16 protein-coding genes are annotated in these 14,045 nt (G+C 41.6%); 7 read left to right on the forward strand and 9 right to left on the reverse strand.

Annotation, left to right across the window (positions count from 1 at the left end):
- Positions 1-116: 116 nt before the first annotated feature.
- The 7 genes from fliL to fliR are packed head-to-tail and all read left to right on the forward strand — an operon-like array spanning position 117 to position 4,277.
- Positions 117-593 (forward strand): flagellar basal body-associated protein FliL, encoded by a 477-nt coding sequence (gene fliL, locus H1X92_RS14760; protein ID WP_180560853.1) that lies wholly within the window; start codon positions 117-119, stop codon positions 591-593.
- Between the two features lie 5 nt (positions 594-598).
- Positions 599-1,612, forward strand: a complete 1,014-nt coding sequence (fliM, locus tag H1X92_RS14765; protein WP_180560854.1) for a flagellar motor switch protein FliM — start codon at positions 599-601, stop codon at positions 1,610-1,612.
- A complete protein-coding gene (fliN, locus tag H1X92_RS14770) occupies positions 1,609-2,028 on the forward strand; it encodes a flagellar motor switch protein FliN (protein WP_180560855.1) in 420 nt (139 codons plus the stop codon). Before fliM ends, fliN begins: the two co-directional genes overlap by 4 nt.
- Before the next feature lie 3 nt (positions 2,029-2,031).
- Positions 2,032-2,481: a flagellar biosynthetic protein FliO gene (gene fliO, locus H1X92_RS14775; RefSeq protein ID WP_180560856.1), complete on the forward strand. Its 450-nt coding sequence runs from the start codon at positions 2,032-2,034 to the stop codon at positions 2,479-2,481.
- Positions 2,474-3,211 carry a flagellar type III secretion system pore protein FliP gene (gene fliP, locus H1X92_RS14780; RefSeq protein WP_180560857.1) on the forward strand — a complete coding sequence of 246 codons (738 nt, stop codon included), beginning with the start codon at positions 2,474-2,476 and terminating at the stop codon, positions 3,209-3,211. The genes fliO and fliP overlap by 8 nt, the downstream gene beginning before the upstream one ends.
- 8 nt (positions 3,212-3,219) lie before the next feature.
- A complete protein-coding gene (gene fliQ / locus H1X92_RS14785; protein WP_180560858.1) occupies positions 3,220-3,489 on the forward strand; it encodes a flagellar biosynthesis protein FliQ in 270 nt (89 codons plus the stop codon).
- A 2-nt stretch (positions 3,490-3,491) separates the two neighbouring features.
- On the forward strand, positions 3,492-4,277 hold the full coding sequence (gene fliR, locus H1X92_RS14790; protein ID WP_180560859.1) for a flagellar biosynthetic protein FliR: 786 nt from the start codon (positions 3,492-3,494) through the stop codon (positions 4,275-4,277).
- A gap of 147 nt (positions 4,278-4,424) precedes the next feature.
- On the opposite strand, the gene H1X92_RS14795 is transcribed toward fliR, so the two are convergent.
- The 9 genes from H1X92_RS14795 to flgE all read right to left on the reverse strand — a co-directional run bounded on the left by H1X92_RS14795 (position 4,425) and on the right by flgE (position 14,034).
- On the reverse strand, positions 4,425-5,198 hold the full coding sequence (locus H1X92_RS14795; RefSeq protein WP_225505515.1) for a transporter substrate-binding domain-containing protein: 774 nt from the start codon (positions 5,196-5,198) through the stop codon (positions 4,425-4,427).
- Positions 5,199-5,647: 449 nt separating this feature from the next.
- A complete protein-coding gene (gene flgL, locus H1X92_RS14800) occupies positions 5,648-6,586 on the reverse strand; it encodes a flagellar hook-associated protein FlgL (RefSeq protein ID WP_180560860.1) in 939 nt (312 codons plus the stop codon).
- Positions 6,587-6,615: 29 nt separating this feature from the next.
- Positions 6,616-8,259 (reverse strand): flagellar hook-associated protein FlgK, encoded by a 1,644-nt coding sequence (flgK, locus tag H1X92_RS14805; protein ID WP_180560861.1) that lies wholly within the window; start codon positions 8,257-8,259, stop codon positions 6,616-6,618.
- Between the two features lie 106 nt (positions 8,260-8,365).
- Positions 8,366-9,289 carry a flagellar assembly peptidoglycan hydrolase FlgJ gene (gene flgJ / locus H1X92_RS14810; protein WP_180560862.1) on the reverse strand — a complete coding sequence of 308 codons (924 nt, stop codon included), beginning with the start codon at positions 9,287-9,289 and terminating at the stop codon, positions 8,366-8,368.
- Positions 9,289-10,362 (reverse strand): flagellar basal body P-ring protein FlgI, encoded by a 1,074-nt coding sequence (locus tag H1X92_RS14815; protein WP_233458174.1) that lies wholly within the window; start codon positions 10,360-10,362, stop codon positions 9,289-9,291. Before H1X92_RS14815 ends, flgJ begins: the two co-directional genes overlap by 1 nt.
- Positions 10,363-10,423: 61 nt before the next feature.
- Complete coding sequence (locus H1X92_RS14820; RefSeq protein ID WP_180560864.1) at positions 10,424-11,173, reverse strand: flagellar basal body L-ring protein FlgH; 750 nt, start codon at positions 11,171-11,173, stop codon at positions 10,424-10,426.
- Between the two features lie 58 nt (positions 11,174-11,231).
- Positions 11,232-12,014: a flagellar basal-body rod protein FlgG gene (gene flgG / locus H1X92_RS14825; protein WP_180560865.1), complete on the reverse strand. Its 783-nt coding sequence runs from the start codon at positions 12,012-12,014 to the stop codon at positions 11,232-11,234.
- Between the two features lie 23 nt (positions 12,015-12,037).
- Positions 12,038-12,784 (reverse strand): flagellar basal body rod protein FlgF, encoded by a 747-nt coding sequence (locus H1X92_RS14830; protein ID WP_180560866.1) that lies wholly within the window; start codon positions 12,782-12,784, stop codon positions 12,038-12,040.
- A 14-nt stretch (positions 12,785-12,798) separates the two neighbouring features.
- Positions 12,799-14,034, reverse strand: a complete 1,236-nt coding sequence (flgE, locus tag H1X92_RS14835; protein ID WP_180560867.1) for a flagellar hook protein FlgE — start codon at positions 14,032-14,034, stop codon at positions 12,799-12,801.
- Positions 14,035-14,045: the final 11 nt, after the last annotated feature.

Consider the following 14,045-nt stretch of genomic DNA (forward strand, 5'->3'; position numbering starts at 1 on the left):
TACCGTCAAGTTATTCATAGATCGGGATAATTATAGTGAAATGCAAAAACAGGGATAAAACGTTAATCGACAATGCCTTGATTATCCCAAGTAGAATCAAAAGGAATTACCTGTCTATGTCTAAGTCGCAACATCAAGGAAAACGCATCAGTGGGATGCTGTTAACCATTATGGCGTTATTCACACTATTAAGCTGTTTTATTGCTGGCTATAGCTGGTGGCTATTTCAAGCAAAAGAACAAGATGAGCATCAACCGGAAAAAAGAAGTCTGGTGCTACCGGTATTTATGTCACTAGAACCCTTTTCGGTTAATCTAATTGACGATGAGAAACGCGATCGCGTGTTATATGTTGATATTACATTACGCCTGACCAGTGAAGAAACCCGTAAACGCCTTCATGATTTTATGCCTGAGGTGCGCAGCCGTATATTGTTATTGTTATCTCGCCAAAACGCCGCTGATTTGGCAACAGATACAGGCAAAGTTCATCTTATGTCTGAAATTAAGCAGGTATTAAAACCGACTTTTGAATTAGAAGAGTCTGAACAAATTATTACCGATGTGTTATTCACAACGTTTATTTTACGATAAATCACATGAGCGATAACTTTCTTTCACAAACAGAGATTGATGCCCTGCTAAATGATGCGCCAACTGATAATACGGTTAGCGGTGGAGAGAAAAAAGCATCTGCAGCTGAAATGGATATCCATCCTTATAATCCGAATACACAACGACGTGCTGTGCGCGAGCGATTGCAGTCGCTGGAAATTATTAATGAACGTTTTGCGCGCCAATTTCGTATGGGGTTATTTAATATTCTACGTCGTAGCCCTGATATTACGGTAGGATTAATCAAAATTGAGCCATATCATGAATTTGCGCGCAATCTACCCGTGATGACTAACCTTAACCTGGTGCATTTAAAACCTTTGCGCGGTACCGCCCTTTTTACCTTTGAACCCAATTTAGTCTATATCGCGGTCGATAATCTATTTGGTGGCGATGGTAGGTTTCCAACTCCAGTTGACGGGCGTGAATTTACCCATACCGAACAGCGTATTATTAATAAAATGATGAAATTGGCGCTTGATGCCTATAGTGACGCCTGGGAGAGTATTTTCAAAATCCAGGCAGAATATGTTCGTTCTGAAATTCAGGTAAAATTTACCAATATCACGTCTTCACCTAACGATATTGTTATTACCACCCCATTTTTAGTGGAAATTGGCAATATGATTGGTGAATTTAGCATTTGTATCCCTTTTGCCATGATCGAGCCGTTACGTGAACGATTAATCAATCCGCCGGTAGAAAATGTTAAACAAGATGAAGGTGTCTGGATGGAAGGCTTGGTTAACCAAGTTAAATATTCTGAATTGGAATTAATCGCTAACCTGATTGAACATCCAACGCGGCTCTCCAGGATCCTGAAACTGCAAAAAGGGGATGTCATTCCTGTCGAAAAACCAGAACGCCTTATGGTTCATGTCGATGGCGTTCCCGTGCTGACCAGTAAATATGGAACATTAAATGGGCAGTATGCCCTTCGCGTCGAACATCTTATTAATCCAGTTTTAAACGCTCTGGAAGAGGAACAAAAACCATGAGTGACACTAAAGATTTTACTGAACATCAAGCTAAAACCTCGGCTGAAGATATCTGGGCAGAAACCATTGCTCAGCAATCGAAACCGCCGAAACCAACCGACAATGGACCTGCGATCTTTGATAATTTGGACATACAAGATATCGAAAACCAATTTTCAGATATTAATATGATCATGGATATTCCGGTTAAATTGACAGTTGAGCTAGGTCGCACCAAAATGACCATTAAAAAGCTTTTAAGTTTAACCCAAGGCTCGGTGGTTTCACTGGATGGCCTGGCGGGTGAACCGTTAGACATTCTGATCAATGGTTATCTGATCGCACAAGGCGAAGTAGTGGTGGTCTCTGATAAATATGGCATTCGTATTACCGATATTATTACCCCATCAGAACGTATGCGTCGGTTGAGTCGATAGATTATGCCAGCTTATTCTTCTTTTCTAGTTGCTGGAGCGGCAGATAGTGCTGCTCCTGTATTAAAAGGGGGCACAACCACTAACAGCCCCTCGCTACTTTCAGGCAGTAGCATGTTAACTGAAATGAGCAGCTCGCTATTACTGATTATTGGCGGTCTATTGGTGACTTTATGGTTAATACGCCGTTTTTTACCCAAACGCTATCTGACCACTCGCTCAAGCGCAATCAAAGTAACGGATAATTACTCACTCGGTAATAAAGCCAAAATTACCATTATTGAAGTTGAAGGGCAGGCGCTGGTACTCGGTGTCACCGAAGAAAACATTACCTTGTTGCATAAAATGCCGGCCAAAACCGAACCGGATGAACAACAGCAGTCAGCTTCTGTTCCACCCTCTTTTGGTCAATTCATGAAGACATGCTTAGTAAAAAGTAGAAACAGTGATGCGTAAATTGCTATTTTTATTAACCAGCGCGCTATTGTGGTTGCCATTGCCCGCTTACACCGCTATACCTGCAATTACTAGCCAACCCTTAGCCAATGGCGGCCAAAGTTGGTCACTACCGGTACAGACACTTATTTTTATTACTGCCCTGGGTTTTATCCCTGCGCTGTTGCTGATGACGACCAGTTTTACTCGTATCATTATCGTATTGGGTTTATTGCGAAATGCGTTAGGCACTCCGACCGCCCCACCTAATCAAATTTTATTAGGCTTAGCGCTATTTATGACTTTTTTCGTCATGTCTCCGGTATTTGATAAAATATATCAAAATGCCTATTTGCCCTTTAGTGAAGAGAAAATTAGCATCGAAGTGGCATTAGCGGAAGGTGCCAAACCCTTACGCCAATTTATGTTACAACAAACCCGTCAACCTGATTTAGCACTGTTTGCCCGCTTAGCCAATGATAGTGAGTATCAAACCCAAGACGATGTTCCGATGCGTATTTTAGTGCCGGCATTTATTACTAGTGAACTAAAAACGGCTTTTCAAATCGGCTTTATGTTATTTATTCCTTTCTTGATTATCGATCTCGTAGTTGCCAGTGTATTAATGGCGCTCGGAATGATGATGGTTCCGCCTGCTACCGTTGCAATGCCTTTTAAATTAATGTTGTTTGTTCTGGTCGATGGTTGGCAATTAATTTTAGGCTCTTTAGCACAAAGTTTTTTAAATTAGGAGTGAAAATGACACCGGAAACAGTGATGGGACTTGGTATTTATGGTATGAAAGTGGCTTTAGCATTAGCAGCGCCACTATTATTAGCGGCGTTGGTCAGTGGTTTAATTATTAGTTTATTACAAGCAGCGACGCAAATTAATGAGATAACCCTCTCTTTCATTCCTAAAATTATCGCTGTTTTTATTACTGCGGTTGTAGCCGGCCCGTGGATGTTACAACTATTTATTGAGTATACCCGTCAGTTGATAACACAATTACCGCAACTTGTTGGTTAATAATGATCACTTTTAGCACAGATTTTTTTTATAGCTATATTAACCAATTTTTTTGGCCATTTGTGCGAGTATTAGCTTTATTTAGTATTGCCCCGTTTTTTGGCGAAAAACAGATCCCTAAAAAAAGTAAAATTATATTAGCCTTATTGATCACTATTTTAATCTCTGCGGCAATACCACTACCACAAATCCCTCTTTTTTCCGTTATGGGGTGTTGGATCTTAATACAACAAGTTTTAATCGGCTTATTAATGGGACTGACAATGCAAATCGCCTTTGCCATCGTTCGTTATGCGGGAGAAGTATTGGGGATGCAGATGGGGCTCTCTTTCGCCTTATTTGTTGATCCAGCAGCCGGCCCCAATATGCCAATTATTGCGCGTTTTTTTAATCTATTATTGTTATTACTGTTTTTATCTTTCGATATTCATCTTTTGTTATTGTCACTATTGGCAGATAGCTTCCAGCTTATTCCAATCCAATCGCTAGCGTTAAATAGCCAAAGCTTTATATTAGTTGCTCAATCAGCCGGAATTATTTTTTATTATGGTTTACTATTGGCGCTGCCTATTTTAACCTTACTATTAATTATTAATATCAGTTTGGGGATCTTAAATAGAATGACCCCCCAACTTTCTATTTTTGTTGTCGGCTTCCAACTGACACTTTTAATTGGTATCTATCTATTACCTCTTTTAACCACTATCATTACCAAATATGCCGAGAAGATATTTAATGACATTCTGAGTCAATTAAGTTTGATACTACTTACATTAGCCGGGAAGTAATATTTTTCTAAATACTTTTTTTCCCTATCGTATTAACTTTTAAATTGTTCGTCTACTGCCAAATAAATCTATAAATTATGGGTTATTTTTGTGCTAACTGAATAATAAGTTAATAAATATTTACCTATCAGCAGATCAGCTAATCATTTATTTCGGTATCGCTATCCATTCAGACACAATATTCCGATAACCACCGGTCTTTTTAGTTAGATGTATCCATTGATCGACATAAAGTTTCCAGCTCATATCATCACGCGGTAGCATATAAGCTTTCTCAATATATTGCAGCGGTCGCTTTGGATTCAACGCACATAACTTACTCGGATAATGCTTTTGCTGATAAAGGGCTTCTGATGCATCAGTCACCATAACATCAAACTTTTTATCAATAATTTGCTGGAATATCGCCGCATTATCATGCGTCAATTGCAACTGGGCATTAGGTAAATAGCGATGGGCGAAAGCCTCATTGGTACCACCAAAAGGTGCAATCAAACGAACTGTCGGTTTATTAAGTTGTTCAATCGTTTGATATTTAGCTTTATCATCACAACGAACTAATGGAATTTTACCATCAACCGCTAGCGGCGCAGACAACCAGGTAGCTTGCTGACGTTTTAAAGTAACAGAAATACCCCCAACTGCAATATCACACTGTTTGTTATGAAAATCTGCCATTAATGTATTCCAGGTCGTTTTCTGCCATTTAACTTTAGCCCCCAGACTAGCAGCTAAATTTTCCATCATGGTAACATCAATGCCTTCATATTGACCATTCTGAAGTAAATGAGTATAAGGCCTATAATCACCAGTTGCGCAAACCGTTAATGTTTTCGTTTTCATCACTCGGTCAAGATGAGACTGCGCCTGTGCCGCTGCGCTTAAGAAAACCAGGCTGACTACTGTCAATTTCTTCATCATGCTTGTTCCTTTTTTATCCCAGGAAATTGTTTATCTCAACAAAAGCTAGCTAAACAAAATTACCCTCAATTACGAAATGAAAATAGCAAAATTTATTAAATCTTACTATTTTTTCAACACTATGAAACTATTATTTTTTGATATTACGTTATACTTTTTAACGTTATATTATATATAGTAACTTGATCGTTAATTCAATAGATATTAATCGTATTCTATTTTTCTGCAATAATATTGGGTCGATATTTAATATAACGAATTAACTATTATTGAATAATAAAAATAATTTTCTAATTATTAATTAAAATAAATAAGATAGAAATAAAAAATAGAGTAGATGAAAAAAAATAAAAAACCAGGAGAAAATAGCTCTCCTGGTAAAAATTTTATCTCAATTATGGCTTATTTTGCCGTTTATTTTATAATCTAAACTGGATTAACAAAATGATTCACCGCAATATTTTAAATAAAGATAAATCTTTCATTTGGGCAAATAAACCATATGAAGCCTGCAATATCGCCTCTTCTTGATAATATTCTGATATCTCCGCAGCCATATCAGTATCTGTCAATTGGCTTTGCCGCTCTTTTAGTAGCAATGAAATATCTTCACTACGACTATTTAATTGTTCAACTTCCTTGAGTTGTGAGCCAAGCTGGCTACTAATTGTGGCAAGCGTTTTCATGGTATTTTGCAAATCACTATGTGCACTATCGATATTGGCTGCCAATATACTTTGTGCCTGTGAATTTGCTGCTTGATAAGGCGTTTTTAGTGTACTAATTGCCAGATCCAATGACTGAAAAATATCGGCACCAGTTGCAGACTGCAAAACTTGCTGAGCAGTAAAATTCACCGTCACTTCACGATCGGCATCAATATGCTGCTTAATAGCATCCTGACTCCCTTGATAACTTACCGCTCCATTACTATTCATTATTAACGGCGCAGTATCGGTTTGATAACCGGCAAACAGATAATTACCTGAACTGTCTTTGCTATTGGCTAAACCCATCAACTCAGATTTTAAACTTTCCAGCTCAGTGGCATAAGCTTGTCGGGCATCCTCACTCATGATGGACTGATTAGAGACTGCCACAAAAGTCTGCTTAACACGGCGCGACAGATCTTCCATTTTCTCAACTACCTGTAGCTGTGATTGCATCTGATGCTGAGAAAAATTACGTGCCGTTTTATATTGTGCCAAACGCGCTTGGGTTTGATTAATTTGTAAATTTTCTGCAGCCGCTGCTGGATCATCAGCGGATTGTAACAACCGTTTTCCAGTCGTTATACGCTGATATTTATCTGCCAGTTGTGACTGAGAATGCATCATACTATCCGTTTTCTGATAATGCATAAATTGGCTGCTTAAACGAGTAACCATAACAACTTCCTTCTATATTAATACTGTTATCAGAAAATACGCATTAAAGTTTCAAACAAGCTATTGGCCGTCTGAATAACTTTGGCGTTTGACATGTAAAATTCCTGCATACGGCTCATTTCCAGATATTCTTCATCAAGATTGACACCGGAAACCGATTGCTGTTTCTGCAAATAACTCTTGGTGATCACTGATTGGGCGGTAAAATCCGCTTTCGCTTGATTGGCTTTCGAGGCTACATCACTGACAACCGCCGCATAAGCTTTGGTTAACGTTGACGTTCCATTTACCAACTTTTTATCTTGTAAGGCTAATAGATTCTTAATATTGCTATTATCTGCTTGTCCGGTTCCTGTCTGGCTGGCAGCAGCAATAGCTGCTGGATTTATTATGGCAACGGCTAAACCACTAATAACTTCATCAACGGATTTGATAACAAACTTGTCGCCTGCTTGCGGTGCTGAAGTAGCAGCAATTTCAATTTCCATACCATCAAAAGCTAGTTTTGTACCGTGATTAGCCGTGGCTGCTGTGACAGTAACATTTACCGGTGTCCCAGTTGCTTGTTGAGTAACCACCCAGTTAGTACCATCAAACCTCATGGCATAATCAATGGCTTTAACTTGGGTAGCATCAGTAAATTGAGTAGCAAAACTACTGGTTCCCTGATTTTGATTATGGGAAATAATGCTCGGTTTGCCAGTCTGAAAGAGTGCTTGGCCCGCATTGCCTTGCAAATCAAACCCTGACTGCTGAACCTGATTGATACTTTCGGTCAGTATTAAACCCAGCTGATTAATTTTTTGTCGATTCGGCTGTAGTACTTCATCACGCACCGCCAAAGCGCCGGCCAATTCCCCTCCGGTAATTGAACCAGTATCAATTTCTTGTGGCGGATTAATGCCATCATCATAAGCCAACGTGACTTGAGCGGGATCAGCAACCGATGGCATAGCGGTGATTTTGTTAGCTTTAGTACCATTAACCAAAGATAAACCATTAGCCAGATTAATATTGATGCTATCATCTTGCCGAATAACACTAATGCCAGCCACTGTTGATAGTTCACGGGTTAATTGATCACGCCGATCTAACATCTCGTTTGGCACATAGCCTTGTATGCCTTTGATTTTTGTCATTTCACCGTTTAGTTTGGCCACTTGTTGCGCCAGTTGCGAAACTTTATCGACCATCTGGCCAATATTGCCATTAAGCCGTTGTTCCATAGCGTTAAATTGTTGTTCAACGGATTTAAAACGACTAACCATGGCTTGGGTTTTATTAATAACCGCATTGCGTAAAGGCGCAGAAGCGGCATCGGTTGATAAGGTTTGCAAACTAGTAAAAAACTCTGTCATTGATGACGCTAAATCCGTATCAGAAACAGACATCAGCTTATCTAGCTCTAAGGCAAATTCGGCATAAATTTTCCGCTCACCTTGCTTGGTCACCGCTTTGTTATAATGCGCATTAATAAACTCATCATATTCGCGTTGAATACCACTCACTTTGACACCATTTATATTATTATTGCTACCATCGGTAGCCAATGTCGTGGTTTGCCGGTGATAACTCTCGACTTTAGCATTGGCAATATTGCTACCAATTGTTGATAACGCGGTTTGCGCGGCTTTTAAGCCGCTCATTGCGGTATTCATTAAACTGCTGGACATAGTCAGTTCCCTAATAAATTCGGATGCTGCCGGTTAGCCGACAGTAAGATAGTCGTTTTACGCAATAAAATATCGGCCAAAACCAGCAAAACTTAAGTGGTGCACATCAAAAAAGATCGCTTAGATCATGTTGATAAATTTGCTTAACCTGCGAAGTGGTATTTTTCAACTGCTGAATCAGTTGGATCAGTTTTTTCGCATAACCCGGATCGGTGGCATAACCGGCCGCTTGTAACGCGATTGCTGCCTGCTCGGGGGTGTTGGCGGCCGCAACTTTGGCATAACGTTTGCTCTGAGTCAGCAAATTGACATAGTCGGTGACGGCTTCAAAATAGGAGGGATAAACCCGAAAATCGTCGCGTATTTTCACTGCTTTACCATCAATATACTCAGTAGTGACAATATTGGTCACTTTACCTCGCCAATTTTTACCTGCCTTAATACCAAATAAGTTATGACTGGGGGTGCCTTCGGCAGTCAGAATTTGACGTTGTCCCCAACCAGATTCTAAAGCCGCTTGCGCGACAATCAGTAAATGGGGAATGCCGCTATTTTCACTAGCAATTCTGGCCGGGATAAACAATTTAGCCAGAAAACTGGTACCATTTTCTGAGATATACTTGAGTGCCCCGGCCGCTTCTTCTGGTACAAAACGGCGAAAAGTGCTGACGAACTGTCTGGGTAAATCAGTATTCAGTAATGGTGCCTGCTTAATATCATCCGGCTCATTGTGATGCCGGCTTAACTGTTCCACCATCAGATCAGCAAATCCTAAGCTTTTACGCGACAGATCTTGGGCTAATTGCTGATCATAAAGTGCGGTATAGAGACGGCTTTGTTCACTACTTAGCAAACCTTCTTGCGGCAAAGCAGCGCGCATACTTTTTAGCATCATCTGCACAAAAACACTTTCTAATTGTTCAGCGACCTGACGCAGCCCCTGTTGAGGCTGCTGACTCACTTGATTTTTTAAGGCATTTAATGATCTGGCGTCATAAGCGGCGCCCACCATCGTGGAAAGATCTTTCATCAAATGATCTCCAATTTAGCCCGCAAACAACCGGCACTTTCCATTGCCTGTAAAATTGACATTAAGTCGGTTGGTGTCGCACCCAAGGCATTTAACGCGCGGATCACTTCATTTAAGTTGGCACTGGCATTGACTTTATGTAAGCCATCGTGTTTTTCATTCAGGGCGATATCGGTGTTACGTGTCACCACCGTCTTACCACCGGCAAAAGGGGTATCAGGCTGACTAACATTGACTCGGCGATCTACCGTAATCGAGAGCCCACCTTGAGAAATAGCACAATTATTTAACATCACACTGCGATTCATTACCACCGAACCGGTACGGGCATTCAAAATAATTTTTGCATCAATCGGCACTGATTTAATGCTAATATTCTGAATCTGCGCCAAAAAACGTACTTGTTCACTTTGGCTAACTGGCAATCTGAGTTCAACCGTTCTAGCATCCAATGGCGTTGCGGTACCAAAACCTTTAATGCGATTTACGGCATCGGAAATGGTCTGTGCCAGCGAAAAATTTTCTTCATTCAACTGTAAGTTAAGGATGTTGGTTTTACCAAATTGGCTGGGTAGTTCCCGTTCAATTACCGCACCACCACTAATGCGTCCACCGGCTAATTGATTAATCTTAATACTACTGCCACCGGCACTAGCGCCGGCGCCACCCACAATAATATTGCCTTGGGCAACCGCATACACCTGATTATCAGCGCCCTTTAGTGGCGTCATCAATAGGGTGCCACCGCGTAAACTTTTCGCATTACCTAATGAAGAGACGACCACATCAATCGTTTGTCCGGCACGACCAAAAGGGGGTAATTTGGCCGTGATCATCACCGCTGCCACATTTTTTAACTGCATATTGGTACCCGGCGGCACAGTGATGCCTAATTGAGAGAGCATATTACTCATACTCTGGGTAGTAAATGGCGTTTGGGAAGTTTGATCACCCGTCCCATCCAGACCGACTACCAAACCATAGCCGATTAGGGCATTTTCTCGCACTCCCTCAATACTTGTCAGATCACGAATACGTTCGGCTTGCACTATGCTCGAACATAACAATAACATTGGTAATGGTAACCAAAATAGTAACTTACCTAGCAATGAATCAACCATAAGCTCTCTCTGTTTAGAATGGTGAAATATTTAACAAGATACGCTGCAACCAGCCCATATTTTGTGCTTCGTTAATATATCCATCCCCCACATACTCAATACGTGCATCCGCAACCTGGGTTGAATTCACAGTATTACTACCACTAATGGTTCTTGGATTAACGACACCAGAGAAACGGATATATTCGGTGCCCTGATTGATAGCGATCTGTTTTTCACCCACTACCTGTAAGTTACCGTTTGCCAGTAATTTAGTCACCGTGACCGTTATCGTTCCCTTGAAGGTATTATTCGCATTGGCGCCACCTTTGCCACCAAACTCATTTTCACCTTCCATGTCAAACTGTAACTTATCAACCCCCACCAGTTTATTTAACACTTGCGGTGTAGCGCCGGCCGAAAATCCACTTTTTCCTTTACGGCTGGCATTGGCGGACGAATTTTTACTGGCACTGACATTTTCTTGTAAAATGATGGTCAATGTATCGCCGACATGGCGGGGACGTCGATCTTCAAATAGCGGTTGATAACCGTAATTGACCGGTTGACTGGCTTGATAAATCGAGCCAGTTACCTTAATGCTTGCCATTTCTGCCGGTTCAACGGTTGTCGGACCAGAGACCAATGGCTTTTTCGGTATGTAAGCACAGCCTGACATTATTACTGCCGAGCAGATAATGCCAAACCGCCATCGATTTCCCCCTAGCTGGGAAAACCGCCTAAAAATAAGCGCAGCCAAACTGGCGATGCTTTTTTTATTCATGTTAAAAACTCTTGTATGTTCACCATCACAATGAATTGCGACTGTGATGGTAGCTGAATTAAAGCTGCATTAATCGCTGTAACATTTGATCAGAAGTGGACACCGCTTTACTATTAATCTCATAAGCACGTTGCGTCTGGATCATGCTGACTAACTCTTCAGCCACATTAACATTCGATGTCTCAACATAACCTTGATAAAGTAAACCCGCGCCATTAACCCCAGGTGCTGTCTCAACCGGTACGCCGGAACTGTTGGTTTCCAGATAAAGATTTTCACCAATACTTTCCAGACCGGTTTCATTAACAAACGTGGTTAATGCTAATTGGCCAACTTGCTGTGGTTCAGAATTACCTGGTATGACAACACTGACAATACCATCCTGACTAATAGTAAATTTGAGGGTTCCTTCTGGCAGGACAATAGCCGGCACAACAGCAAAACCACCAGCAGTAATCAATTGATTATTTTGATCAACCTGAAAGGCACCATCGCGCGTATAGGCATCAGTACCATCGGGCAATTGAATATGAAAAAAACCCTGGCCTTTAATGGCAACATCTTTACTGTTATTAGTCTGCGATAAATTACCCTGACTATGTAACCGCTCAGTCGCAATAGGACGAACCCCGGTGCCTAGTTGCAATCCCGAAGGTGATAGGGTCTGTTCCGACGTTAGCGATCCGGGTTGACGTAACGTTTGATACATTAGATCTTGAAATACTGCTCGCCCGCGCTTAAAACCATTGGTGCTGACGTTAGCCAGGTTATTAGAAATAACATCCATGTTAGTTTGTTGAGCATCAAGCCCAGTTTTGGCAATCCATAAAGAACGGATCATTATTTGTTTTCTCCCTTAATAACTTAACTGATGGCTAACAATTGATTAGCACGTTGGGCGTTATCATTAGCACTATGAATAACTTTCATTTGCATTTCGAAAGTGCGTGCATTGGCTATCATGGCCACCATCGCTTGTGCCGGATTGACATTGCTGCCCTCTAATACTCCCGACAGTAACTTGACACTATTATCCATCACTAAAGGTGGGGCATTAGGTTCCGCAAGGTGAAATAAACCCTCTTCACCACGTACCAACTGTTGCTCTGAGGGTTTCACCCGTTTGATCTGACCAACCTGACCTAATTGGGTGGGTGGATCTGTTGGGATATAACCGGTAATGATGCCATCTTCAGCAATCGTCAGTTGCGCCTGCGGCGGAACCATAATTTCGCCACCATCGCCCATTAATGGGCGATTTTGGATCATTAATTCACCATTAGCTGAAATTTGAATATTGCCATTGCGGGTGTAAGCTTCCCGCCCATCAGCTAATTGCACCGCTAAATAACCCCCATCACTCAGCGCCACATCCAATGAGCGAGCGGTATAGTTCATTGCACCAGCACGCTGATCAGCTGTGGGTGTTGACGCAATGGTTAGTGTGCGGGTTGGGTGTCCCACTGAACCTTCAATCGGTACAAAACGTGAGGCAGCTAACTGGGCTTTAAAACCATGAGTTGAGACATTGGCCAGATTATTGGTAATAATCGCTTGTGTATCCAACGCATGGCGCGCGCCATTCATTGCGGTATAAATGACATGATCCATTTAATCACCCATCATTAACGTAAATTGACCAGGGTCTGTAACATTTGATCCTGGGTTTTTATGGTTTGCGCATTAGATTGATAATTGCGTTGCGCCAGGATCATCGTCACCAATTCTTGTCCCATATCGACATTAGAGGCTTCTAAAGCATTGGCGGTTAATTTACCGAGAATACCGCTGCCTGCCGTGCCAATAATTGGAGCACCATAACTACCCGTTTCTGACCAAACATTATTACCTTTAGCCACTAAGCCACCTGGATTAGCAAAATTGGCTAATATCACCTGACCAACTAATTGCTGTTGACCATTAGCATAAGAAGCCCGAATTGAGCCATCTTCTTCAAAACTGAAGCCCGTGAATTGCCCCGCCTGATAACCATTTTGCTCTAAACGAGAAATACTTGACTCAGCTAACCGTTGTTGGCGCGAGTCAGCAAAATTAAAATTAATCGTACTGGCCGCACCACCATTATGGGCGGCTAAGTTAAAGTTGAAATTAGCCGCATTCGTTAGCTGGCCATTTTGATTAAAAGAGAGACTGTGGCTAGGTGCGCCTGGCGTTGCCTGGCTAGGATCAACCACATAGATATCCCATTGTGTATTTGCTGCACCAGCAGCGCCAGGGCGCTTAGCAAAATAGACATTGAGTGCCCGCTCATTGCCTAAACTATCAAAGGCAGTCACGCTGGAGCTATAACTATAAGTTTTGTTATCAGTTGGATTAAACGCAGTGGCACCTGTCGCTGCAATAGCTGCCTTACCTGAATCTAAATTAGCTGTCATCCGAATATCATCGGTGGCTCTGGCGTTCATCATATCCGTCGGGACAGTGATTGGGGTTGGCAATGCACCTTTTTGAATGGTCGGCACGCCATTTAACATCGCCACCGGATAGCCAGTTACCACCATCCCTTGCGGGTTAACCAATTGGCCTTTAGCATCTTTACCAAACTGACCGTTACGGCTATAGAAAATGTCACCATTGGTATCTTGTAGCCGGAAAAATCCACCACCAGAAATAGCCAGATCAGTTTCGCGATTGGTTTTGGTGATCGAACCATCACTAAAATTTTGTTGTACTGCTGCTAATTTGACGCCTAATCCAACCCCCGAACCGGCATAGACATCAGCAAAAGCAGCTGAAGCTCCCTTAAAACCAACAGTTGCTGAGTTGGCAATATTATTACCAATGACATCCAGATGACTGGATGCGGCATTTAATCCACTAATTGCTTGTGAAAAGGCCATATGCTCTCCAT

The sequence above is a fragment of the Arsenophonus endosymbiont of Apis mellifera genome, assembly GCF_903968575.1.
Taxonomy (GTDB): Bacteria; Pseudomonadota; Gammaproteobacteria; order Enterobacterales; family Enterobacteriaceae; genus Arsenophonus; species Arsenophonus apicola.